Origin of the sequence: Deinococcus roseus, from assembly GCF_014646895.1 — a bacterium.
GTDB classification, from domain to species: domain Bacteria; phylum Deinococcota; class Deinococci; order Deinococcales; family Deinococcaceae; genus Deinococcus_C; species Deinococcus_C roseus.
Genome location: NZ_BMOD01000027.1, coordinates 1 through 25,066, shown reverse-complemented (window position 1 = coordinate 25,066; position 25,066 = coordinate 1). Strand labels below are relative to the sequence as shown.

Genomic DNA, 25,066 nt, shown 5'->3' with positions numbered 1-25,066 from the left:
GTTTTCTCTTCAGCCATCACTCCAGATGCAAAATCCCCTGGTGGGCCAGATCCAGCCCCCATCCACCATCCTGATTGACCATTGCCACGCAGGTGATGCTGTCTCCATACCGGTCCGGGCAGTGCAGGGCACCAATGGAGTACCCCGGTCCGCCCCCCCCATGCCCCATGAATTCATGGTTCAAAGCGTCCAGCATCAGGCCCAGGCCATAACCTGGCACCGTGAAGATCGGGTGGTGGTCTGCCACAACAACACCTTCCATCAGTTCACCCATTTCCTGGGGTTTCAGGATTCCAGGGGTGAAAAGGCTGTCCAGCAAAAGGGCCAATTCTGATGCCGTGGAAGCCACCAGACCATGGGCCACCCAGCCAGGATGGTACATGGAGCGCACATCCTGCCACTCCTGACCCCAGACTTTGCTGAACCCCGGTGTGAGGTGCAGCAAATCTGCCTGCGTTTCAATCACCCGGGTGTGCTGCAACTTCAGGGGTGCAAACAAAAGCCTGTGCAGCAGATCTTTGAGGGTTTCTCCGGTCAGGTGCTTTAGCAGCATTTTGAGCAGCAGGTACCCGATGTTGGAGTATGAAAACTGGCCCTGAGGCTGCAAACCCTGTTGAGTGGCCACGTCTAAATATGCTTCAGCAGTCCAGGGCTGAGCTGGGTGCTTTTGAAGGGCTGCTTTGTAGGCCTGGGTGGGGCCATAATCTGGCAGGCCACTGGTGTGGGTCAGCAACTGGCGCAGGGTGAGGGGTTCAGAGAAGGGGAGACCAGGAAGGTGCTGTTGGATGGGGTCTTCCAGCTCAAAGGCATGTTCTCTTCTGAGCAGCAGAACAGCAACCGCAATCAGGGTTTTGGTGACGCTGTAAATGGGAAAAACAGCATCTGGGGTCAGGGGCTGGCTTCCAGCACGACCTGCAGTGCCCACAGCAGCAACCACTTCTGGCACACCATTGCGCAGCACAGCAATTGAAACCCCGGGGAGACCTTCTCTGTTGCGAAAATCCTCCAGCAGGCGCAGGGAATGGCTGTGGTCAGGCATGGGTCAGTTTAACCTTTGTCAGGGTTTGCCTCTCAATACAGGAACCTGACATGGGCAGGCAGAGAGGTGCTGGCGGTGACATCGGCCTCCAGGTTTCCCTGGTATTCCACCTTCACGATGTTCCAGCCTTTCACCAGTTGCATGTTGTTGTGCTGCACGTAGGGACCAAACAGGGTGGAGCAGTGCTGGGTGCCCCCCAGATGCACAGAACGGTCACTGTAGACCAGATGGAAGCGTTGACTGGTGTCATTGACGCCGGACGACCCCCAGATCTGCAAGATGCGTCTGGTGTCGTCTCCGTCCTGTTTGACCAGCAAAGTTCCATGCATCAGGTGGGCTTGCGGATCACTGGGAATGACTTTGAACTCACAGCCAGGCAACAGTGTGAAGGCTGCTTCAAAGAGCAGGCTGGAATCCAGTTGGGGCAACTGGAGGGTGAATTCCCCATGGGTGTTGATGGTGGTGTTGGTGGGGTAGGCCTCTCCATGCGTCTGGGACAGGATCACAAAACCGGTTTTGCCTTCTGTCCATTTCTCCACGGTGCGGGTGCCCAGGGTTTTGAGGGGGCTTTGAGGGATCTGGAGGGTCTGGCATCCTGCCAGCACCATCAGGGAAAAGCAAGAAATCAGCATTCGGGTGGGTGGCATGAAAACCATTTTAGAGCCTTTAACAGAGGAATAAGAGGTTGTTTCCTGGGTTAATGTTGTTTGGAACAGAAGGATTCAAAAGAATCCTTCTGTTCCACTGATCAACGCAGCAGTTGAGGTCTGAAGCCAGGGCAAAGATCAACAAAAAAGGTCACTGCTCAGCACCGGAAATGGATACTGAGCAGTGATCATGGTCGTTTTTCTGCCTTCAAAGAAAAACTGCTTTTGATCTTCATGTCTGCCTTCTTTCCAGAAACGTAACAGACCCCCGTTTCATGGCTGACAAAGCCTGGAAGGCTGACTTCTGATCTGACCACCGCCTTCCATCTCCGTTCTTTGCTCAGGTAAACCACTTTCAGGTCGTGAACAGCAATGTCACCATTGTGCTGGTACGACAGGGCAATGGCACAAAGTTTGGCAACATCATCCGCACTTAAACCGTTGATGTCGTTAGGCTGCTGGAAAGATTGCGCAGTCACCACACAGCACAGCATGAACATCAGAAACACATTCAAGCTTTTTTTCATGTCTGGTTGCAGTGTAAGCATCCAGCATGAGAAATTCTGGTCATTGCTCAGCACGAGGATTCCCCTGCTGAGCAATGACCAGAAAAGACCGGAGAATCCGGTCTTCTGAATGGAAAGGCTCAGGATTTGGTGCGTTCTTTTCCGACAGCAGTCAAATCTTTCACGCTGTGACGGGGCACCAGTTGTGTCTGGATCACGCTCTGGCTCACGTCGGTGTGGGGGTCGGAGAGGCGTTCCAGCAGGTGGGTCACGCCCCGTTTGCCCAGCAGGCCAAAATTCTGCTTGATGGTGGTCAGCGGCGGGTCAAAGAAAGCCGCTTCGGGGATGTCGTCAAAGCCCACAATGGAGATGTCCTCGGGAACCCTCAAACCCGCGTCTTTGAAAGCACGAATGGCTCCGAGGGCCATCTGGTCGTTGGCGGCAATCATGGCGGTGAAATCAAAGTTTTTCTTTAAAAGTTTCTGGGTGGCCAGGAAGCCCCCTTCGGCGCTCCAGTCGGCTTCCACAATCAGATCGGCCACGAGACCATCGTGCTGCATTTCCTGCTGGAAGCCTTCCAGACGGCCTCTGGCGTCGCTCCAGTGCAGTGGCCCAGAAAGGAAAGCAATTTTCTGGTGGCCCCGGTCCAGCACGTGGCGGGTGATTTTGCGGGCACCCGAGACCTGATCGATCATCACGGTGGGCAAATCAATGCCCCAGGGTGCGTCGATCAGCACGTAAGGCACGCTGGGCAGCAAGTCCTTGATGTCTCCCAGTTTGATGATCAGGGGGGTGATCAGGATGATGCCTTCCACCTGCTGGTTCATCAGGTGGTCAATGGCGTCGCTGATCTGCTCGCGGGTCAGCTCGGTGATGTTGGTGATGATCACATGGTAATTGGCATCCCGCGCTGCAAGTTCGATGCCGTAAACCATCTGGGAGGGGCCGTATTGTGATGACCCACAACTGACCACCCCGATGGTGGAGGTCTTGCGGGTGACCAGGCTGCGGGCGGTGAGGTTGGGGCGGTAATCAAGTTCCTGAATGGCTTCCAGCACTTTTTTGCGGGTGTGTTCGGAAACGCTGGGGTGTTTGTTGAGGACCCTGGAGACGGTCTGGTGGGACACGCCAGCGCGTTTTGCCACATCGGTGATGACAGCAGGTTTGTGAGGTTGGGTGCTCATGTTTGCTCCTGAAACCGACACTCGGGTGGTGCAGTGCAGGTTGCGGCCCACGGTGAGGTTGTGATCTTTAAGTGAGCGGTAACATCACTTTACAGAATAAAGCTGGAATGCGTCAAGGTTGCTCACAAGTTCTGCCACATCCTGAGCGGAATCTGTTTAGACCTCTGGCGGGCTTTCAGAGCGGTTTTGAAATCGGATGGTTCTTTTGCTGGATGCAACAGGGCTTTTTGAAGGCTTCATCCTGCAGGGCCAGTGCAAAGGATTGTGAGCGCACCCATCATGGCAACACCCCCGCAGGGCTGAAGCAGGTGAAGAAAGGCTCTGAAGGCAGGGATTGATCCAGGTACACAAATACATCGTTTTTCCGCTGCACAAAGGCTTTCTGTCTGGGGCTTGAGTGATTTTGAGGGGTTTTTTCAAGGGACACAAAGGGTGGTTGACAAGCCTTTGGAAAAGGTGCTAGTCTGTGATCGTTCACAGAAGGAAACCACAATCAATGTGATCGCTAACACACCGAGGACCACAGGCGGTTCCCACATTCACATTCCAGGCCTGAGTTGCCCGTGTTTTGGTGTTGCACCCCAAGGAGAGAGTCATGAAAAGAAGCATCATTGTCCTGAGCTGCCTGCTGAGCGCCACCGCCTTCGCCGTAGACAACACCTACAGCGGCCCCAAAGTTGAACTCACCTTCATTCACGGTTACACCGCCTCCGACCGCATCGACATGGAAAACCTGGTGAAGAAATTCAACGAAAGCCACCCCAATGTGGTGGTCAAAGCCAGTGCCGTGGCCTGGGGCACCACCTACCAGCAAATTGGCCCCCTGGTTGCCGCAGGCAAAGCCCCCGATGTGCTCGCCATGACCGAAAACGTCATCAACAACTTCGTTGCCAAAAATGCCGTTGCCGAAATCACCGCAGCAGACATCAAGAAACTGGGCATCAAATCCAGCAACTACTACAAGAACCTCTGGCAGGGCGGCCTCTACAAAGGCAAGGTCTTCGGGATTCCCTTCAGCCAGGTGTCCGTGGTGATGTTCTACAACCAGAACCTGCTGGACAAATACGGCATCAAAAAGATCCCCAAAACCATGAAAGAGTTCCTGGCCGCAGCCCAGAAATGCACCGTGGACCAGGGCGGCAAGCACCCCGGAGAAGCCGGATTCGATCAGGCCAAACTGGCCACCTACGGCTGGGGTGTGTCCCACAACGCAGCAGGAGCCCTCTTCACCGCTTATGGTGCGATCCGCAGCTTCGGTGCCAACACCGTGGACAAGGACTTCAACCCCGACTTCAACAGCCCTGAAGCCGTGAAAGCCATCCAGACCTACGTGGATTTCGTCAACAAGAGCCAGGTTTCCCCCGCCAAACTCACCGACGACACCGCCATTGCAGACTTCCGTGGAGGCAAGAGCTGCTTCAACACCAACGGGGCCTGGATGTACAACTTCTACAGTGACGCCAAGAACATCAAACTGGGCGTGGCCTTCCCACCCGCACTGGGCAGCAAACCCGCCGCCTGGGGCGCACACACCCACCTGGTGCTGCCCCGCCAGAAAGACAGCTACGATGCCAACAAGCGTCAGGCGGCCCTGGAATTCATCCGCTTCATGACCGAAAAAGAGCAGATGCTGGCCTTCACCGAATCTGGAGCGCTCCCCACCCAGCCTGCCGTGGCCAACGATCCCCGTTACGCCAAGAACCCTTTTGCCCCCATCAAGAACAACCTGAAAAACATCTACATCCCCACCGGCTGGCCCTGGGTGGACCAGGTGCAGAACGCCATGTTCCTGGCCGTCGAAAACGCCATCCTGGGCAAGAAATCCGTGCAGGACGCCCTCAATGACGGTGTGAAAGAAGCACAGAAGAACGTGGACGAAGCCCGCCAGAGTCTGGGCCTCTAAGACACCAGCCAGATGGCCGTCCCCGGGAGACAACCATCCCCGGGGACCACAGCCTGAAGGAGGAGAGAGATGCTGAAAACCGCCACCAAACCCACCGTGCCCAGACGCAGTATTTTTGCCCTGAACGAATCCAACCCCCTGGTGCCCTACCTGTACCTGCTGCCCCATGCCATTCTGTTTTTTGTGTTCTTCGTGTTTCCCATTGCCTACGGGGTGTGGATCAGCGTGCACCGCTGGGACCCCCTCAACACCATCACTCCTTTTGTGGGGTTGCAGTTTTACACCAACCTTTTTGACATCGACAAAATTCAGGCGCAATTTTTCTGGAAAAGCGTGGTCAACACCAGCATCTTCGTGGTGCTCAGCGTGCCCGCCCTGGTGGTGGTGGCCCTGGTGCTGGCTGTGCAACTGCAGAAACCCATTTTGTTCAGAGGGTTTTTCCGCACGGTGTTTTTCTCTCCCGGCATCCTTTCGGTGTCGGTGGTGGCGATCTTGTGGCGCTGGGTCTTTGACAACGGCAACGGCCTGATCAACGTGGTCCGGCGTGACGTGTTCAATTTGCCGATCATCAACTACATGACCGACGAGAACATCATCTGGCTGCCCATTGTGATTGCCACCGTCTGGTGGACGGTGGGCTTCAACATGAACCTCTACCTCGCAGCGATGAGCGGCATCTCCCAGAGCTACTACGAAGCAGCCGAACTGGACGGGGCCAACGGATTTCAGAAGTTCTGGCACATCACCCTGCCCCTGCTGCAACCCACCACCCTCTTTGTGGCGGTCACCACCGTGCTGGCCTCTTTCAATCTGTACGGCCAGAGTGTCCTGATGACCAACGGAGGCCCAAGCCGCATGACCCAGTCGGTGATCCACTACATCACCGAAGAGGGCTTTTCCAACAACCAGTTTTCCTCGGCCACCGCGATGTCTTTTGTGTTCGGTCTGATCATGCTGGTCTTCACGGCCATCCAGTTTCGCATGATGGCCAAAGACGTGACCCGCAGCAGGGAGAAATGACATGACTGTACAGGCCCCCAAAGCAGCACCCCGTTTCAAAATGCCAAAAGAAACCCTGCGTTTCGTCCTGCTGTGCATCCAGGCCCTGATCTTCATTGCCCCGCTGTACTGGATGCTCATCACAGCCTTCAAAACCGACGGTGACGCCATCGCCCAGCCCGTGCAGTGGTTCCCCAAAAACCCCACCCTGGAAAACTTTGACATCATCCTCAACACCCCCGATGCCAACATCCTGCGCTGGGCCTGGAACTCGGTTTTCACCTCGGTGGCCTACACTGCAGCCCACCTGCTGGTGGCCTGCCTGACCGCCTACCCCTTCGCCCGCATGCAGTTCAAAGGCAAAGAACAATGGTTCTGGTTCATCCTGGCCTCCATGATGGTGCCTGGCATCGTGATCCTCATTCCCAGTTACATCATGATGATCCAGTTCAACTGGATCGACTCTTACCACGTGATGATCTGGCCTGGCGTGGCCAACGTCTTCGGGGTGTTCATGATGCGGCAGTTCTTCTCCTCGATTCCCCTGGAACTCGAAGAAGCTGCGCGTCTGGACGGAGCCAACAGCCTCATCATCTTCTTCAGAATCATCTTGCCCCTTTCGGTTCCTGCGCTGGTCACGCTGGGCGTGTTCTCCTTCCTGGGGGCCTGGAACAACTACCTGTGGCCCCAGTTCATGGTGCACGGCGACATGCTGACCCTGCCCGTGGGCATCGGCAACTTCACCATGCGCTACGGCATCGAGTACGGAAAACTGATGGCCGGAGCCACCCTGACTGCCATTCCCGTCTTGATCGTGTACGTGTTTGCCCAGAAGTACATCGAGCAGGGCATGACGCTGACGGGGCTGAAAGAGTGAGGGCTTGACGGCCTGATGACCCGCCGAGGGCACAGGGCCGAGGGCATTTCAAAGCTTGAGCTTTAGCCTATGGTTCTTGACAACCCGCTGTAGTGAAAGCACCTTACGCTCTCGGCTCTCGGCTCTCGGCTCTCGGCTCTCGGCAACCCCCACCCAGACTCCCATTTTGAAAGGTTCCCACAAATGAAGACTGCCACCATTTACCTCGACACCAGAAGAACCATCAGTGACATCAGCCCCTACATTTTTGGTGGATTTGCCGAACACATGGGCCGCTGCGTTTACGAAGGCATTTACGATCCCAAAAGCCCCCTTTCCGATGAGAACGGCATCCGCAGAGACGTGATGGAAGCCCTGAAAGAGCTGAATTTCCGTTCGATCCGTTACCCGGGTGGGAATTTTGTGTCCGGGTACAACTGGGAAGACGGGATTGGACCCCGCGAGAACCGTCCAGTCAAACGGGATCTGGCGTGGCGCAGCATCGAAACCAACCAGTTTGGCACGGATGAATTCATGAAGGTCTGCTCTGAACTGGGGACCGAACCCATGATGGCCGTGAACCTGGGGACCGGCAGCATTCAGGACGCTGCCAACATCGTGGAGTACTGCAACCTGGAAGCGGGCACCAAATACAGCGACCTGCGCATCCAGAACGGCTCGGAGCAGCCTTACGGGGTCAAGTTCTGGTGCCTGGGCAACGAGATGGACGGCCCCTGGCAGGTGGGTCAGCTTTCTGCTGAAGATTACAGCAAGAAAGCCGTGCAGGCCGCCAAAGCCATGAAACTGATCGACCCTTCCATTCAATTGATCGCCTGTGGATCCAGCAGCAGCGAGATGAACAGCTACCCCGACTGGGACCGTGTGGTGCTGGAAGAAACCTGGGACCAGATCGATTACCTCTCCATGCACTACTACGCCTACAACCGCGACGATGACACCGGAAGTTACCTGGGTTACACCAGACTTTTCGAGCAGCACCTGAACACCATTGCTGCCACCATCCAGTACGTGAAGGCCAAAAAGCGCAGCAAGAAAGATGTGTTCATCTCCTGGGACGAGTGGAACGTCTGGTACCGCGAAATGAACGGCAACGGCGACTGGCAGCAGGCCCCCCACATCCTGGAGGAGGTCTACAACCTGGAAGACGCCCTGGTGGTGGCCCAGTGGATGAACGTCTTTTTAAAGCACGCCGATGTGCTGAAAATGGCTTCTCTGGCGCAGGTGGTCAATGTGATCGCTCCGATCATGACCCGCACGGACGGCATGTTCAAGCAGACCATCTACTATCCTTTCCTGGCTTTTTCAAAGCATGCCTCTGGTCAGGCGCTCAGTCTGAACGTGCTGTCTGACACCTACGAAACCAGAAAACATGGTGCGGTGGATGTGCTGGACGCCAGTGCCAGCTTTGACCCTGAAAAGCACGAAGGCACAGTGTTTCTGGTGAACCGCAATCAGAACAGTGAAACCACCACCGAAATCGTGTTCCAGAGCGAAGCCCCCAGAAGCGTGAAAGTGGCTTACCAGCTGTCTGGAACGGACCCCAAAGCCCAAAACTCCTTCGAGGACCCCGAAAACCTTGTGATGCACACCATTGCTGCCCCTGAAGTGAAGGACGGCAAACTGGTGCTCAGCCTGCCTGCACTGTCCTTCACGGCAGTGGTGCTGGAATTTTAAAGGAGTGTGGCATGACCTTCTGGAAAAAACCCCTGAAAAACCTCGCCCTGCTGGGCACCCTGCTTTTGGGAGGACATGGAATGACACAGGGAACAACACAGGGACTGACAGGCGATCTGGGCGCACACGACCCAGGAATCTTCAAAGACGGCGATACCTATTATGTGTTCTCCACGGGAGACCCGATGTACGCTGGGGGCAACATTCAGGTTCGGGCCTCAAAAGACCTCAAGGACTGGCAAAAACTCGGTTCGGTGCTGGATGAGCAGCCCGACTGGATCATGCCCGAGCTTTTCGTGGTGCCCAATTTGTGGGCCCCCGAAGTCTACAAAAAAGACGGCGTGTATTACCTGTACTACGCAGCCAGCCACTTTGGCACCAACGAGAGCGCCATAGGACTCCTGACCAACACCACCCTGGACCCCAAAAATCCCAATTACAAATGGCAGGACAGAGGCATGGTGCTTAGAAGCATGGCAGGCATGGACAACTGGAACGCCATTGACCCTGCCCGTCTGGACACCCCGGACGGACGCTCCTGGCTGGCCTTTGGATCTTTCTGGGACGGCATCAAAATGCGTGAACTGGACCCCAGCACGGGCCTTTTGCTGAACAGCAACCCAGAGATTTACAAGCTTGCCTCCAGAGGCGGCGGAGCCATCGAAGCGCCTGCCCTGCTGGAACGGGACGGGTATTACTACCTGTTCGTGTCTTTTGACCGCTGCTGCGCGGGACTGGACAGCACCTACAAGATGATGGTGGGCCGCTCCAGGACCATTACCGGACCTTACCTGGACAGAAACGGCAAGGACATGGCAGAAGGTGGCGGAAGCTTGCTGCTGGAAACCACCGGGCGTTTTGTCGGTCCTGGTGGGCAATCTGTTTACAAAGACGGAGACCGTTACCTGCTGGCCCACCACTTCTACGATGGTGACCTGATGGGCAGCATCACCCTGCAAGTCACGGAACTGCAGTGGGACAGAGACGGCTGGCCCTCCGTGAACCCCGGAGACTACGAGGCCTCCCAATGACCTCGCCCATCACCCAGGCTGCTTACCTGACTGCGAAGGAAACCTTCGAGGTCGGTCCTTCCCCAGAACTTCAGGCTTTAAAAGCGGGAGAAGTGCGGATTCGGGTGCTGAGTGTGGGGGTGTGCGGCAGTGACATCCACATGTACCAGGATTACCGCATTGGAGACACCAGCATCAAAACCCCCCTGATTCTGGGCCACGAATTCTGCGGTGAAATCACCGAAGTGGCCCCAGAAGCCAGAGGGGGAGACCACCAGATTCTGCGTGTTGGGGACCGCGTTGCCGTGGAACCCCACGTGGCCTGCGGTCACTGCAGACAGTGCGAGGAGGGGCACCCCAACCTGTGCCCCCACCACACTTTTTTAGGGGTGTATCCGCACCACGGAGCTTTGCAGGACAGCATGACGGTCCCGGCAAAGAACTGCTTCATTCTTCCTGATGAGGTCAGCAACGATGCCGGAGCTTTGCTGGAGGCTCTGGGTGTGTCCCTGCATGCTGTGCGTCTGGGACAGGTGGATGTGGGGGACCGGGTGGCCGTGATCGGTGCTGGCCCCATTGGACTTTTGCTGACCAAACTGCTGGCCCTTTCTGGCGTGACCCAATTGACGGTGATTGAACCCCTGGCGTGGCGCAGAAAAGCCGCTGAGCAGTGGGGCGCAACCGACACCCATGAAGCCTCCTACACCATGGGAGGCGATTACGACGTGGTTTTTGAAGCCGCATGGGCAGGCCCCGCCGTGCAACTGGGTGCAGAACTGTGCAGACCCGGAGCCCGTCTGGTGCTGGTGGGCATCCCCGGAGATGACCGGTGCGAGGTGCAACACGCCCTGGCCCGCAGAAAAGGCCTGACCCTGGTGTTCGCCCGCCGCATGAAGCACACCTATCCTGCCTGCATCCGTCTGGTGCAGACCGGACAGATCAGACTCGAAGAGATCGTGTCCCACATTTACCCTTTAAGTGAGGTGCAGGAGGCGTTCAGAACCCATGCAGAACTGCTGCCAGAGGTGCTGAAAGTGGTGGTGCGGGTGGGCGCTCCCACAGAGAACGCCTGAGCAAAACCTCTCTGCATCAGGTTTGAGCAGCAGGACACCCACCAACCCAACCGTTTCACATCCCGTGTGAAAGACAGAAGCAAGAACATCTTGTGCTCGGGGTTGAAGGTCAGCAGACCTGCCCCATCCCACAAGAAACATCCCCCAAGAAACATCCTGCTGCAGCCTGACCTGCACTGGCCCTGAATTGTGCCCATGAACCTGTACTGATGGGCTTTTCACAAGAAAACCACAAAAACATTCCCAACCCAACAACCCAACGACCAGACCAGCAGCCGACTGCACACGCTTTCGGCCTCTGGCTCCTGGCATGCCTGGAGGTTTTATGAAACACACCCTGCCCATCATTGCTGCCCTCTCTCTGGTGTCCTGTGCCAACGCGCCTGTGCCAGTCACTCCCCCGGCCCCTGAGAAATCCCTGCTGAACATGTCCGGGGAACTCGGGGCGCATGATCCCACCCTGATCAAAGCTGGAGACACCTACTGTGCTTTCTCCACCGGCCTTGGCCGCGAAAACACCAACCCTGGTGGCATTCTGGTGCACGTGTCTCAGGGAGATGCTTCCGGTCCCTGGGTCACCATCGGAGAAATTCCTGCCCCAGAAATCACCAAAGCCTTTAAGACCGGGAACGTGTGGGCTCCAGATGTGGTCTACGACGCTGCCTCCAAAAAATACTTCCTGTACTACGCTGTTTCCGAGTTTGGGACCAACAATTCCGCCATTGGGGTGACCAGCAGCACAGACCCCTGCAAAACCAGCACCTGGACGGATGAAGGGGTGGTGCTCACCTCCAAAGCGGGAGTGCAGGATTACAACGCCATTGACCCGGATGTGTCCATTGTGGATGGCAAGTGGTACCTGTCCTTCGGTTCTTTTGCCAGCGGTCTGAAAATCACCGAACTGAAGGACTTCAAGACCCCCCAGGGTGACATCGTGACCCTTGCGAACCGGCCCAAAACGGAATGGAACCCTCTGGAAGCGCCTGCAATTCTGAAAAAAGACGGGTATTTCTACCTGTTCATGTCCTGGGATTTCTGCTGTCAGGGTCTGAACAGCACCTACAAAATTGCATTGGGCCGCAGCAAAGACATCAAAGGCCCTTACCTGGACCAGAAGGGTCTGGACCTGAAAGATGGAGGGGGAACCATCCTCCTCAACACTTACCTGAGCCAGAAAGCCCCCGGAGGTCAGGACGTGTTCACTGAAGGAGACAGCAGTTACATGGTTTACCACCATTACGACAGCAGTTACTTCGGGAACCCCAGAATGCAGGTGCGCAAGATCTCCTGGAAGAACGGCTGGCCGCATTTTGAGGAAAGAGGCACAGGGGATGACCTGAAAGTCGGGGAAACCTACACCCTCAAAAACCACGTCAACAACCTGTGCCTGGATGTCAAAGACGGCGGGACCACCCCTGGCACCGACGTGATCCAGTGGACCTGCAGCGGCAAAGCCCAGCAACAGTGGAAGCTGGAAAGCGTCAAGGAAGGCTACTTCCGTCTGCGCAGCATGGTCGGCAACAAAGATTTGTGCCTCGATTTGCAAGGCGGCAATGCTGCCCCCGGAACCAACATCGACGTGTGGACCTGCAATGACCTTTTCGCACAGAACTGGTTTGCAGACGACATGGGTCTTGGTTACGTGCGCCTGGTCGGGGAGAAAACCTTCCTGGCCGTGGACAGCGTGTTCGCTGGCGGCAACCCTGGAACGGACGTGCGCACCTGGGTGCCCAACAACCACCCTGCGCAGAACTGGAAATTTGTTGTTGTGAAGTAAGGCTTGCCGAGAGCCGAGGGCCGAGGGCAAAAAGCCATCAGCGGTCAGCCGTCAGCGATCAGCGATCAGCATTTGACACAAAGTTTTGGCTAAAGCACCTTACGCTCTCGGCTCTCGGCTCTGTCTTGGCCCTGACTACGCGCCTCCGGGACGGCCCGGTCGGCGCTGGGCCGCCGGCTCTCGGCTCTCGGTCTCGGCCTACATTCCCAGAAAGACCCACACCATGACCCCATCCATGAACACCACCCACCTGAAAATCACCACCCCCATCGGCCTGATTTCCCCCCGTTTTTACGGACACTTCGCAGAACACCTCGCCCGCTGTTGTTACGACGGGTTGTGGGTTGGCCCCCAGTCCCAGATTCCCAACACCAGAGGCTGGAGGAGTGACCTGATTTCTGCGTTGCAGCAGATGCCGGTTCCCATGATCCGCTGGCCTGGAGGGTGTTACGCAGACCACTACCACTGGCGGGATGGGATCGGGCAGCGCACCCCCAGACTGGGGATTTCCTGCGGCACCCGCGTGACCGACACCAACGAACTGGGCACCCATGAATTCATGGACCTCTGTGATTTGCTGCAGTCTGAGGCTTACCTGGCCGGAAACATGGCTTCTGGCAGCGTGCAGGAGATGTGCGACTGGCTGGAGTACACCAGCGGAAGTGCAGACACCACCGTCACCCGTGAACGCCAGAAGAACGGCAGAAAAGACCCCTGGGACGTGAAACTCTGGGGGGTGGGCAACGAGAGCTGGGACTGCGGCGGGCGTTACGATGCAAAAACCTACGCTGCGGAATTCAAACGTTACGGCGTGATGATGAAGCACGTGGATCCTGCTGTGGAACTGGTGGCCGTGGGGAACGATGAGGTTGCGGCGGCCCGTGCAGACCACATGGAGACCTTCTGGAACGAGATCTTCATGGAGCACATCCAGGACCACATCGATTTGATTGATCACCTGTCTGTTCACACATACTGGATTGATGGGGGTGCAGAAACGGGCTTCTCGGAAGAAAACTATTACACCCTGCTCTCGGAGGCAGACACCACCGAGGAAGCCATTGTGCGGGCCAAACGCACCATCGACAGATACGCCAGAGGCCGCAAGAACATCAAGGTCGCCATGGACGAGTATGGCGTCTGGCACCCTGAAACCCGTCCCTGGGGTCCCGGTCCTCACGATGACAGCCGCCCCAACAACTTCGAGCAGGCCAACACCCTCAGGGATGCACTTTCTGTGGGCATTGCGCTGGAAGGGTTCCACAGGCAGGCCAACATCCTGGGTCTGGCCAACCTCGCCCAGATCGTCAACGTTCTGCAGAGCGTGGCCATGACCGAGGGGGAGAAGATGTTCCTGACCCCCACCTACCACGCCCTCAAGCTGCACGAGCACCACATCGGGGCCACCAGTTGCCGGGTAGAGGTGCAAACGGACCGGGTGTTCAAAATGCCCCGCATCACCGCAACGGCCAGCCAGAAAGACGGGAAGACCACCGTTACGGTGATCAACCGCCACATCAGCGAAGCAAACCAGATTGTGCTGCACGACCTGCCTGAAACGCTGCTTGCTGCCGAAATTCTTTCTGGTCCTGCTCCAGATGCCACCAACACCTACGACCAGCCAGAACGGGTGTCTTTGCAACCTCTGGAGGTGCAGCGAACTGGCAACACCTGGACTGCTGTGCTGCCACCTCACAGCATGGCGACTTTGCGGTTTTCCCACTGAGGTTTTTGCCATTGGGCGAGGCATGCCTCGCCCCTACACATTGCGTTTGAGGTTTCTTGCACGGGGCGAGGCACGCCTCGCCCCTACATCTGCTTTTTGTCTCATTAAAGGAGTTTCATGCCCACCCAGACCCCTCAAACCGTTTCCCCCTCGGTCCACCGTGAACCCTGGGGGACCACCCCTGCAGGGCAGCAGGTGTCCCTGTACACCCTGCGCAACAAAAACCACCTGACCGTGCAGGTTTCCGAATTTGGCGCGGTGCTGGTGTCCATCCGCACCCCGGACCGGCATGGCAGGTTTGAAGACATCGTGCTGGGACACCACCAGCTTGAGCCTTATCTGGACCGCAAAACTGCACAGTTCTTCGGGGCGACCATTGGCCGTTTTGGGAACCGCATTGCGCATGGCACCTTCTCGCTGGAAGGTCAGACTTATGCCCTGGCCTGCAACAACAGTCCCAATGCCCTGCATGGTGGACCGCAGGGTTTTGACATGGTGTTGTGGGAAAGCGCAGGTTTTGTGCAGGAGCAGGGTGTGGGTGTGAAGCTCTCTTACCTGAGCAAAGACGGAGAAGAGGGTTACCCCGGCAACCTGCAGGTGACCGTGACCTACACCCTCACCGATCTGGATGAATTGCACATTGATTATCAGGCCAGCACAGACCGGACCACCGTACTCAACCTGACCAACCACACGTTCTTCAACCTCTCTGGGAACGCCAGAAGGGACGTGCTGAACCATGAACTGACCATCTACGCAGATGCCTTCACCCCCACCGATGCAGAGTTGATTCCCACCGGAGAACTGCTGTCTGTGCAGGGTACGGCGCTGGATTTTCGCACGCCGCATACCCTGGGGGCCAGAATTCGCAGCGAGGATGGGCACCTGAAGCTTGCTGGAGGCTATGACCACAATTATGTTCTGCGCAACAGTGGTCTGAGGCATGCAGCAACGCTTTTTGAGCCGCTTTCGGGGCGGGTGCTGGAAACCTTCACCACCGAACCGGGGATGCAGCTGTACTCCGGGAACTTTCTGGATGGGAGCGTCACCGGCAAAAACGGCAGGTGTTACCAGCAGCACGATGGGGTGTGCCTGGAAACCCAGCATTTCCCGGACAGCCCCAACCAGCCGCAGTTTCCCAGCACGGTTTTGCAACCTGAAACAACCTTTCACTCCAGAACCATCTATGCCTTCAAACAGAGGCCCCTGAACCTATGACCGACCTGAAGAAAAAAGGTGTTGCTTTGCCCCCTCCCATGGGCTGGAACAGCTGGGATTGTTATGGGGCCTCGGTGCGGGAAGATGAAGTGCGGGGAAATGCAGAGTACATGGCTGCAAACCTGCTGCAGCACGGATTTGAGTACATTGTTGTGGACATCCAGTGGTACGAGCCCGGAGCTTTTTCCTCCCAGTACCGTCCGTTTGTGCCCCTGCAGATGGATGCGTTTTCCCGTCTGATGCCTGCCTCCAACCGTTTTCCCAGTGCGTCAGGAGGGCAGGGCTTTGGACCTCTGGCAGCTTATGTGCACAGCCTGGGGCTGAAGTTTGGCATCCACATCATGCGGGGGATTCCCCGTCAGGCTGTGCACCAGAACACGCCAATCCTGGGAACCCATGCCACAGCGCGTGACATTGCCCACCCCAATTCCATCTGCCCCTGGAACACCGACATGTACGGTGTAGACGCTTCACAGGCTGGGGCTCAGGAATATTACAATTCACTTTTCGAGCTTTATGCCTCCTGGGGCGTGGATTTTGTGAAGGTCGATGACATCGCTGCCTCCAGGCTGTATGGCTACCACGGTGCAGAAGTGGAACTGATTCGCAAGGCCATGGACCGCTGTGGCAGACCGATGGTGCTCAGCCTTTCTCCTGGCCCTGCGGACCTTGCGCAGGCAGAGCACCTCAAGAAACATGCCAGCATGTGGCGCATGACCGACGATCTGTGGGATGTCTGGGACCACATCGAGGTGATGTTTGACCGCTGTCATGAGTGGAGTGACCACATTGGCCCCGGTCATTGGCCCGATGCAGACATGCTCCCACTGGGTCACATTGGCATCCGTTCTGTGGATGGGGGAGGGGGCAACCGCTGGTGTCGGCTGTCCCAGGACGAGCAAAGAACCCTGATGACCCTGTGGTGCATGGCAAGAAGCCCCCTGATGTTTGGTGGGGAAATGCGGGATCTGGATGCCTTCACCCTCGCTCTGCTTACAAATTCTGAAGCTCTGAAGCTCCAGAGCTCTGGAATTGCACCCCGTCAGGTGTGGCGGGAGGGAGATCAGGTGGCATGGAGGTCCAGGTGTGAAGATGGGTCGCAGTATCTTGCGGTGTTCAACCTCTCTGGTCAGTCCTGTGAAGTGCAGGTGCCAGCAGAGGTTCTGGACGGTGTTCCCCCCACCATGCGGGAGGTGTGGACCGGGAAAGCACAGGAGGGCTTTGTTTTTGCAGTGCCTGCCCACGGGTGCCAGTTGCTGGTGTTCTGAGGCAGGTGGGACAGGCAGGCCAGGAACCTCTGGCCTGTTTTTTTGTGTTGATGCACCTGTCTAGACACTCAAAATGAGCATGCTCAGAAATGACTACGCTCACTTCATGACCCGAGTCCAGCAAAAAAAACAGGACAAACAGGAGCGCATTGCACGGGCCGCCTGGGACCTTTTCACCCAGCATGGTTACGAGAAAGTCACCACCCGGCAGGTGGCAGAACAGGCAGACATCGCCACCGGAACCCTCTTTCTGTACGCGGCCAGCAAGGGGGATTTGCTGGTGCTGGCTTTTGAACAGGCCCTCAGAGATGCCACCCAGCCCCCGGAAAAGTTGCCAGACAGCATTCAGGACACCGTACGTTTGCTGTTTTCCGGGCCGCTGCACCTGTACGGACAGCACCGCCAGCTGGCCCGGCATTTTCTGCTGGAGGTCCTGAGGGGCGGCTCCAGAAGCGTCACCGAAAGCAACATCGAACAGTTTGCCCAGACCCTCACCCATTTGCTGCAACAGGCCAGCGAAAAAGGCCAGTTGAAAGCAGACCTGGATGCCAGACAGGCCGCCCGCAATTTCTTTGGCATTTACATGATGGTGCTGCTGGAATGGCTGCCTTCTGTGCAGGACGTGGAAGATGCCCGACAGAAACTGGATGCTGCCTTTGGTTTGCAGTGGTCCGGCCTGGAGGCAAAATGACCCGTCTGCTGATTGTGGGGGGCGGCATTGCAGGCCTCACCCTGGGACATGCCCTGCTGAAACACGCACCAGAGGTGGACTTCGATCTCATTGAGAAGGTGCCAGCTCAGCGGCCTGCTGGAGCTGGAATCATCCTGGCCCCCAATGCCTTGCCTGTGCTGGACGGGCTTGGCCTTTATGGACCCCTCAGGGACCATGGGCATTTTCTGCCTTACAACCAGCTCTGCGACCACCAGGGCCGCACCCTGCAAAAACTGAAGGGGCCTGAAGATCGCCTGCTGTCTTTTCACCGGGCAGATTTGCATCAGGTGTTGCAAGATGGGCTCAAAAACCACCTGCAGCAGGGGATCAGCTTTCAGGGACAGCAGCAATCGAAAGATCAGGTGCAGGTGCAGCTTTCTTCAGGGGAGGTTCGCAGTTATGACCTGCTGGTGGGTGCAGATGGGTTGCGCTCAAAAGTGCGGGAAAGCTGTGGTGGTCCCGATCCGGTTTACTCGGGCTACACCAGCTGGCGCACGGTCCTGACAGAAGCCCCCCATTTGCCAGGAGCCAGTGAATTGTGGGGACACGGCAGGCGGCTGGGTCTGGTTCCGCTGTCACGGGGCAGAATTTACCTGTATTTCACCCTCAATGCACGGCAGAACCAGGATTTCTTGCAGGGAGATGCCTGCAGAATCCGGGAGCTCTTCGCAGAATTTGAGGGAGCAGACCAGGGGTTGCTGGAGCGTTTCCGGTCAGACACCCCGCTGATTCACACCGACATTGCAGAACTGCCTCATCCTTACTGGGGCAAGAACCGCACGGTCTTGATTGGAGACGCAGCCCATGCCCTCACCCCCAACCTGGGACAGGGGGCTGGAATGGGCATCGAGGATGCCGTACTGCTGGCAAAATTGCTGGGACAGCACCGTGAAGTCAAAACCGTCCTCTCAGAGCTGGGCCGGATCAGGCACCCACGGGTCCAGACAGTGCAAATGGTGTCCCGTTGCCTGGGCAAACTGGGACAGCTGCAAAACCCCACCCTGGTGGGTCTGCGGGACCGCCTGATGCGTGCAGGTCCTGCCAATGCCACCCCGGACTGGCTCTGGACCCCTCCTCTGGCCTGAGGGTGGGTCAGGGAGAAGGTTCGGGTTTGAGGTAAGGGTTGAGCAGGGTGATCCAGCCATGCACCAGCTGGTTGTATTCATTGACGCAACGGGATTTGCGCCGTTCGGAGAGGATGGCAAGCTCCAGGTAAATCCGGTACTCCTGCGGATTGGAACCATACGCCCAGCACAGGAAGTTGGCATACCGCTGTTCATGGAGGCTGTGCTCGTCCCAGAAAGCCATTTCATCTGCAGGAGCCACCCTGGCCGAGCGTTCAAACATGTCTGCCCCCTCCAGGATCATGTGCAGGTGTTCGGTGTCCCAGGTGGCCAGCACCATCACCGCAAACTGGTCTGCCACATCTTCTTCCCGGCCCACAATGGGGAGTTCCAGCAGGTCAATCAGGGCATGTCCGAGCTCGTGGTACACCACAAAACCCAGTGCCTCTCTGGTCCTGTCTAAAGCCGTTTCAGGACTGTCCTGCTGGGTGAGGTCATAAAATTCCTGGACCAGCTCATAGCACACAATCAACATCTGGTCTTCTGGACTGTAAAAGGCATTGGCCTCGTCGCACTGGCCCATCACCACGGGCACGTCCACTGGCAGGTTGATGGCTGCATTGATGGGGTCCAGCAAATCTTTCAAAAAATCAGCATTGCTGAAGTAGCGGAACAGCACATTGAACCGTTCACTGGATTCATACCTCGGAACCAATTTGCCATTCTGCGCTGTTGCAGAGGAAAGGGAAGCCAGCACCAGCAACAGAAACACAACCAGAGCATTTTTGGGTTTCATGGGGTCTCCTGCTTCTCAGCATACTGCGCTGCTGGTGCCTCACCCCAAACTGCAGGCGCTGGTGCAAGCGGACTGGTCCTGGGCATCGGCGGGCCACCTGAGGGCCAGTTCGGTGAGGGAAGGGCCGGGGGTCAAATCCATCTGCATCATGGCTGAAACTCCATTGTGTTCTGTTGAAGGGCTGGGCAGAAACCACAGGTCTGGGCAAATGTGATGGGACAAAAGCTGGCCGAAGGACAGGCCAGGGCAGCTGTTCTTCTGTTTCGGCTGATGTCGGCATTCTGACCATGTGGGTCAGGGATTTCCCCCAGAAAGTTGCAGGTTGTGCTGAAGTCTGTCCCTGAGCCTGTGACACGGTTTTGAGAATGGTTCTCAATCCGATCAGGACAAAGAGAGCAGGGCAAACACTAAACCAGAGTATCCTGATTAAACAAGTCGGAATACTGACCGGAGATCCCATGAAGCACACCCTGACCACCCTCCTGCTGCTCACCGGCGCTGCCAGCGCCAGCGACCTGCAAGGCATCAAAACCTACCTGACTACTCGCACGGCTCAGCTCACCCAGGATGCCCAGAAGCTGAAGCAGGCTGCAGAGCGTTATTACAACATCGTACAGAACAGCAAATCCGATTATCAGGCTGTTTACAGCAGCCACAGGAGCGCCGTGCTGGGTGCCCTTGCAGAGAGCAAAAACGCCTGGAAAGCCGCCAGCCCCCGTTATGAAACTGTGGAAGGCATCGTGGCCGGAGTGGAAATGCTCTCCAGATACGACGTGCTGCTGGACGCCGGGGTTTCGGGCAAAGAGGGCGGGGAAGATGTGGCCCCCTACGACCTCAAGCTGAAAAGCGGCAAGATTATTGGCAAACCCGGCAACGTCTTCGGGGTGCTGGAAGGCACGCTGTTCGGGACGGACGCCACCTACACCCGCCTGAAAGTGGATGTCAACGGCAACGGCAAGACCGATCTGGGAGAGGTGCTCCCTGATGCCGAAGTGCTGCTGGCCGCCGCCGAAGCGCTGCTCACCTTTGCAAAAGGCCTTCATCAGGATGCCCAGAAATGGAACCCCAGCCGTGCAGATGCGTTTGGTGCCCTCATTGGCAATGTGCCCACCGTGGGAGACTTCTTCGAGAGCTGGAAAACCTCCCGCTTTGTGGCCAGAACCGGAGCCAGCAAAGACTTCGCGGTGATCTCCCGTCTGTCGGACATTGTGGACAACATCTCCAGCTGGCAGGCCATCTACTCTGGTTTGCAGTCAGATGTGAAAAAGAAAGATGCCCAGCGCGATGCCCGCATCGTGAAGGGCTTCACGGACCTCAAGGGTTACGTTTCGGGCATCTTCAAACAGGAACAGCAGGGCAAGCGCTACACCCGCGAAGCCGCCGAAATGCTGGGACAGGAAGCCCAGAACCGCGCCACCCGCATTGCCAGTGAAATCCGTCAGGCTGCTGCACAACTGGGCGTGGTGATCGCAGAGTGAAGAAGACAGTGAAAAAGCTGGCCCTCACCCTGATCCTCTGCAGCCCTTCAGCACTGGCCGCTCCCAACGTGGGACAGCTCAGCGAGGATTTGCGCAGCCACCTGATCAACACCCAGCTGGAATTCTCCATCAACCCGGAGCACGTAAAGAGCGCCTTCCAGCCTGCCCGTGAAGCTTTCGCTGAATTCAAAACCGTTCTCACCCCTGCAGAACAACTTACCCTGCAAAAAAGCTTTGACCGCCTGACCCTCTCAGACGCCAGAAGCTTCGCAGTGGGCAAAGCAGAATTCTGGACAGCCGTTTTGCAGATGGGCATGCAGAAAACCCTGGCTGCCGTCAAAGCTGGAAACGTGACCGAAGCCCAGAACTGGCTGGCCGTGCGGGAATACCGCCAGGTCACCCGCTTCAGCCGACCGGAAGCCAACGGCACCGTGGCCCTGGAAAACCTGCGCGGTCAGCACCTCAGCCCTGCAGCCGCAACACAACAGGTCAAAGCAGATTTGCTGGATGGCTACCAGGCCCGCCTGAACAGCACCCTGGAAGAGATCCCTGAAGCCATCAGCAACGATTACCCCATTCGTGCAGCAGAACTGGTCAGCAGTGCCAGCGGCTACTTCTCCCTGCTCTCTGCCGCCCACAGCGAACAACTGGGCACCCAGAAAACCGCCGAAGTCAGGCTGGCCTTCAAAGAGCTGCAGGAAAGTTTGGTGGCAGGAAGCGGGGTCAGTGCTGCCCTCAAGAACACCCAGACCTTGCTGCGTGGTTTTCGTGCTGCCCCCCTCAGTGAAGCCGAACTGGTCCGCAAAACCGGCCAGATGCTGCGCTTCCTGAAACTGGTCCCCATCGAGTACGACCGTGGGGTGAAAAACGGCACCCTGGTGCGGGATCTGGAAGTGCAGGAAGCCCTCACCTTTGCCAGAGGGGCCGTGACGGCCTTCAACGACCTGGAAAGTTCCCTGATCGCCCACAACAGCGACCTGACCCAGCAAACCGGGATGGTCCTCAGGCAACTGGAAAGCGGCATCCAGATCACCAGTGCTGGAGGGGCCGTGCTGGGCAACAGTGAGGTCATCTCCCAGGTGGACCAGCTGCAGAAAAACTTTGATGCCCTCCTGCCAGAAAACTGGCGCAAACAGGACGGACAGGGTGACCTGGACGTGATCTCCTCGATCCTGGACCAGATGGAAATGGCCGTGCAGCAGGGCCGTTATGACCTCGCAGAATCCGCACGGCTGGAAGCCTACGCCACCCTGGAAGCCGGAGGGGAAGCCCGCCTGAAATTCTTCGCTCCACAACTGGCCCAGCACATGGAAGAACTGTTCTGGCAGGGCCAGGATGGACACTCAGGACTGGCTGCCTTGATTGCTGCCCAGGAAGGACTGGACCGCATCCAGAAAACCCGCGCTCTGCTGGACAGAGATTTTGAGCAGGCCATCAAGGTGCTGGGCACCAAAACCTCTCCGGTGGCGATTGGCTCAAATGCTGCCGTGATCGTGTTCCGGGAAGGTCTGGAAGCCGTGCTGATCCTGGCTGCGCTTCTGGCCAGCCTGAAGAAAAGGGAAGTGGCCCACCTGCGCCGCCCCCTCTGGCTGGGTGCTGCGGTGGCCTTTGTCTTCAGCGGTGTGACCTGGGTGCTTTTGCAAGGCGTGCTCTCCCAGTTCGCCAAGTACGGCGAGAAACTCGAAGCGGTGGTCAGCGTGCTGGCCATTGTGGTGCTCCTCATCATCATGAACTGGTTCTTCCACAACGTGTACTGGACGGGCTGGATGGCCAATTTCCACCAGCAGAAACAGAAACTGGTGGGCCGCGACATGGGCCAGTGGGTCGGACTGGTGGTGCTGGGCTTCACCAGCATCTACCGTGAAGGCTTCGAAACCGTGCTGTTCCTGCAAAGCCTGGTGCTGCAAGCCGGAAATGCCGTGGTGCTCCTGGGGACCCTGGCAGGACTGCTGGGCGTGGGTGTGGTGGGCGCACTGGTGTTCCTGCTGCAAACCAAACTGCCCCACAAGAAAATGCTGTCCGCAACGGGGCTCCTCATCTGCCTTGTGCTGTTCACCATGCTGGGCAACACCACCCACGTGCTGCAACTGGTGGGCTGGTTCCCCATTCATGCCATCGACCTGCAGGTGCCCACCTCCCTCAGCCTGTGGCTGGGTATCTTCCCCACATGGGAAGGCTTCATCCTGCAACTGGTCGGGCCACTGATCATCATCGGGTCTTACTTCGGGGCAGAGCACCTCAAGAAAGCCGAACTCAAGAAGAAACTGGACCGCGCCTCGGCGTAAATTGAAAGGTGCAGGTTCTCAGGCCACCCGGATTTTCGGGTGGTTTTTTTGGTGAAAACACTCCAACTACGTCACGGAGCGTTCAGACAGTGAACCCAGACCCAAACCTGAGGGCCACCCGGACCTGAGCGACAAGTGGGTCGGGGCAGGGCACCTCAAGGTGGGGGACAAACTCAAACAGGCCGATGGCATTCTCGGTGAAGTCAAGTATGTCAACACCATCCAGGAAGCCCACACCATGTACAATCTGGAGGTCCAGGAAGCTCACACCTTCTTTGTGGGCACTCAGGGCTGGCTGGTGCATAACTGCCCTGATGCAGATGACATTGACCAAGTGCAGAACCTATTTAACCTTTCTCCTGATGCAAAACTGTTTCGTGGCGAGAAGTCAATGCAAGACCTATTCAAGCGCCTAGAGAAATATAATGGTATTCCTCCAGAACTTGCGAGTAAGCGATTGCACGCAATTAAACAGAAATCAGGCTTGGGCGGTGCAGACAATGTGACCGTAGATGCTACAGGGAATGTCTTTGATTCAAAGTCAGGAGAACTGTTAGGCAGCCTGACCCAAGGTGGAGCGAAAGGAAAATAATGGCTAGGAAATGGAGAAAGGCATACGCCATAATCAGAATTGATGAATTTCTGGAATCGGATTCACGGGAATGGAGCAATATGATCAATGTCAAGTCAGTCTTTGATTCAAATTCTGTGAAAGTCGAAGAAGTCATTGCCGAGGTGAATAGACTAAACTTACTTAATAGTGAAAAGGGTGTAGTATATTTCTGGCAATCTACTAAGCTATACGATGAATTGGAGGGAAATATTTAGAACCGTCTGTGTCATATAATTACATCTGTAGAATATTGCCCTCCCCGTAATGGGAGGGCTGCTTACTTTGCTCCCAGCCGACTTCCAGTCGATGGACTTCCCAGCGCTGGGGTGAGGTTCAGCCGACCTCTGGCGTGATTCCGGTGGAACTCCTGGTTTGGATGGAGTGCACTGAATTCTCATGGCAGGGGTCGGAAACAAGAGATTCCCTTCGCGCGAGGAAACCCAGGTCACGGCCCACGGATTCATAGCGGAAGGGTGCCGGGGCATTATGGGGATTCATGAGGGTGTAAGGGGCGGAAGGAGCGGATGGTCTGAATCTACTCTCTGGGATGGGCCTTCCATCCGCTCCCCACAGGGGCGGATCGAGGGGCGGATCGGGAGCGGATGGGTATCCACCCCTTCCGCCCCATCCGCTCTTTCCTCTCCTTCCGCTCTATCCACCCCCAAATTCACTTCGCTTCACAGGGAGGCATCCCCTGCCACCACACCACTGGTCGCTGACCTTCCCCTTGCGATTCACTGATCGCTAGTCTCCAGCAGTCGACCCTGTGGAATTGCGGGCTACCTCGGGGCTACCCTCTACACCTGAGTCCTCTGGATTCCTCAGCCGAGATGACTGAATCCCAGTGAATTCTGAGGGCTACGAACGGGCTGCCATCTTCGGCTGCGATCTGCATTTGACCTCATCCGGTCTGAGGAACTGAGCTTGTGCTGTTCGCCTCCTTCTACGTCACAGAGCGTCCTGGTGCCCAGGAAGCGCTGAATGCGTGAGATGCGCGAGAAAGGAAGCGTGCGGGTCAAGACCAGAAGAGCGAACAGAAAGGTCAGGACAGCTGCACCACAGCCAGTCCTTGTTGCAGAAATCAATGGATGCGCTTTTTGCGCTGCAGTTGCGCCTGGGGTTTACGCTGCACCCCATTTAACTGAGATTTTGCACCTATCCAGCCCTTGGAAAAGGATGCAGTTCTGAGTCGGTGAAAAGCTGATCCTGCAGCATCA

20 protein-coding genes are annotated in these 25,066 nt (G+C 56.9%); 15 read left to right on the top strand and 5 right to left on the bottom strand.

What is annotated here, in order from left to right; genetic code table 11:
- Positions 1 to 16: 16 nt before the first annotated feature.
- The 4 genes from IEY52_RS22235 to IEY52_RS22220 form a co-directional block, all read right to left on the bottom strand.
- Positions 17 to 1,039, bottom strand: coding sequence for a serine hydrolase domain-containing protein (locus IEY52_RS22235; protein WP_189007240.1), 1,023 nt, complete (start codon positions 1,037 to 1,039; stop codon positions 17 to 19).
- A 32-nt stretch (positions 1,040 to 1,071) separates the two neighbouring features.
- Entirely contained in the window at positions 1,072 to 1,686 is a 615-nt protein-coding gene (locus IEY52_RS22230; RefSeq protein WP_189007237.1) for a hypothetical protein, read from the bottom strand.
- Positions 1,687 to 1,874: 188 nt separating this feature from the next.
- A complete protein-coding gene (locus IEY52_RS22225; RefSeq protein WP_189007234.1) occupies positions 1,875 to 2,213 on the bottom strand; it encodes a hypothetical protein in 339 nt (112 codons plus the stop codon).
- A 119-nt stretch (positions 2,214 to 2,332) separates the two neighbouring features.
- Positions 2,333 to 3,376, bottom strand: coding sequence for a LacI family DNA-binding transcriptional regulator (locus tag IEY52_RS22220; RefSeq protein ID WP_189007231.1), 1,044 nt, complete (start codon positions 3,374 to 3,376; stop codon positions 2,333 to 2,335).
- A 595-nt stretch (positions 3,377 to 3,971) separates the two neighbouring features.
- On the opposite strand from IEY52_RS22220, the gene IEY52_RS22215 reads away from it, so the two are divergent.
- The 12 genes from IEY52_RS22215 to IEY52_RS22160 all read left to right on the top strand — a co-directional run bounded on the left by IEY52_RS22215 (position 3,972) and on the right by IEY52_RS22160 (position 18,698).
- Positions 3,972 to 5,279 carry an ABC transporter substrate-binding protein gene (locus tag IEY52_RS22215; RefSeq protein WP_189007229.1) on the top strand — a complete coding sequence of 436 codons (1,308 nt, stop codon included), beginning with the start codon at positions 3,972 to 3,974 and terminating at the stop codon, positions 5,277 to 5,279.
- A gap of 69 nt (positions 5,280 to 5,348) precedes the next feature.
- A complete protein-coding gene (locus IEY52_RS22210) occupies positions 5,349 to 6,299 on the top strand; it encodes a carbohydrate ABC transporter permease (protein ID WP_189007225.1) in 951 nt (316 codons plus the stop codon).
- 1 nt (position 6,300) lies between these two features.
- Positions 6,301 to 7,155, top strand: a complete 855-nt coding sequence (locus IEY52_RS22205) for a carbohydrate ABC transporter permease (RefSeq protein WP_189007222.1) — start codon at positions 6,301 to 6,303, stop codon at positions 7,153 to 7,155.
- 183 nt (positions 7,156 to 7,338) lie between these two features.
- A complete protein-coding gene (gene arfA, locus IEY52_RS22200) occupies positions 7,339 to 8,829 on the top strand; it encodes an arabinosylfuranosidase ArfA (RefSeq protein ID WP_189007220.1) in 1,491 nt (496 codons plus the stop codon).
- 11 nt (positions 8,830 to 8,840) lie between these two features.
- Positions 8,841 to 9,860, top strand: a complete 1,020-nt coding sequence (locus IEY52_RS22195) for an arabinan endo-1,5-alpha-L-arabinosidase (protein ID WP_189007217.1) — start codon at positions 8,841 to 8,843, stop codon at positions 9,858 to 9,860.
- Positions 9,857 to 10,912 carry a zinc-dependent alcohol dehydrogenase gene (locus tag IEY52_RS22190; RefSeq protein WP_189007214.1) on the top strand — a complete coding sequence of 352 codons (1,056 nt, stop codon included), beginning with the start codon at positions 9,857 to 9,859 and terminating at the stop codon, positions 10,910 to 10,912. Before IEY52_RS22195 ends, IEY52_RS22190 begins: the two co-directional genes overlap by 4 nt.
- 325 nt (positions 10,913 to 11,237) lie before the next feature.
- Positions 11,238 to 12,689 carry a family 43 glycosylhydrolase gene (locus tag IEY52_RS22185; protein WP_189007211.1) on the top strand — a complete coding sequence of 484 codons (1,452 nt, stop codon included), beginning with the start codon at positions 11,238 to 11,240 and terminating at the stop codon, positions 12,687 to 12,689.
- 223 nt (positions 12,690 to 12,912) lie between these two features.
- Positions 12,913 to 14,415, top strand: a complete 1,503-nt coding sequence (locus IEY52_RS22180; protein WP_189007208.1) for an alpha-N-arabinofuranosidase — start codon at positions 12,913 to 12,915, stop codon at positions 14,413 to 14,415.
- A 117-nt stretch (positions 14,416 to 14,532) separates the two neighbouring features.
- A complete protein-coding gene (locus tag IEY52_RS22175) occupies positions 14,533 to 15,633 on the top strand; it encodes an aldose epimerase family protein (RefSeq protein WP_189007206.1) in 1,101 nt (366 codons plus the stop codon).
- Complete coding sequence (locus IEY52_RS22170; RefSeq protein ID WP_189007201.1) at positions 15,630 to 16,901, top strand: glycoside hydrolase family 27 protein; 1,272 nt, start codon at positions 15,630 to 15,632, stop codon at positions 16,899 to 16,901. The genes IEY52_RS22175 and IEY52_RS22170 overlap by 4 nt, the downstream gene beginning before the upstream one ends.
- Before the next feature lie 106 nt (positions 16,902 to 17,007).
- Positions 17,008 to 17,592: a TetR/AcrR family transcriptional regulator gene (locus IEY52_RS22165; protein ID WP_189007196.1), complete on the top strand. Its 585-nt coding sequence runs from the start codon at positions 17,008 to 17,010 to the stop codon at positions 17,590 to 17,592.
- Positions 17,589 to 18,698, top strand: coding sequence for an FAD-dependent monooxygenase (locus IEY52_RS22160; protein WP_189007193.1), 1,110 nt, complete (start codon positions 17,589 to 17,591; stop codon positions 18,696 to 18,698). Before IEY52_RS22165 ends, IEY52_RS22160 begins: the two co-directional genes overlap by 4 nt.
- Positions 18,699 to 18,705: 7 nt before the next feature.
- On the opposite strand, the gene IEY52_RS22155 is transcribed toward IEY52_RS22160, so the two are convergent.
- Positions 18,706 to 19,473, bottom strand: coding sequence for a DUF4344 domain-containing metallopeptidase (locus IEY52_RS22155; RefSeq protein ID WP_189007188.1), 768 nt, complete (start codon positions 19,471 to 19,473; stop codon positions 18,706 to 18,708).
- 458 nt (positions 19,474 to 19,931) lie between these two features.
- Between IEY52_RS22155 and IEY52_RS22150 the strand changes: the two genes are divergently transcribed.
- The 3 genes from IEY52_RS22150 to IEY52_RS22140 all read left to right on the top strand — a co-directional run bounded on the left by IEY52_RS22150 (position 19,932) and on the right by IEY52_RS22140 (position 23,828).
- A complete protein-coding gene (locus IEY52_RS22150) occupies positions 19,932 to 20,951 on the top strand; it encodes an imelysin family protein (protein WP_189007185.1) in 1,020 nt (339 codons plus the stop codon).
- The gene (locus IEY52_RS22145) at positions 20,948 to 23,236 is read left to right on the top strand and encodes an FTR1 family iron permease (RefSeq protein ID WP_189007167.1); all 2,289 of its coding nucleotides are present in this window, start codon (positions 20,948 to 20,950) and stop codon (positions 23,234 to 23,236) included. The genes IEY52_RS22150 and IEY52_RS22145 overlap by 4 nt, the downstream gene beginning before the upstream one ends.
- A gap of 124 nt (positions 23,237 to 23,360) precedes the next feature.
- Positions 23,361 to 23,828 (top strand): polymorphic toxin-type HINT domain-containing protein, encoded by a 468-nt coding sequence (locus IEY52_RS22140; protein ID WP_189007315.1) that lies wholly within the window; start codon positions 23,361 to 23,363, stop codon positions 23,826 to 23,828.
- The last annotated feature ends 1,238 nt before the right edge of the window (positions 23,829 to 25,066 follow it).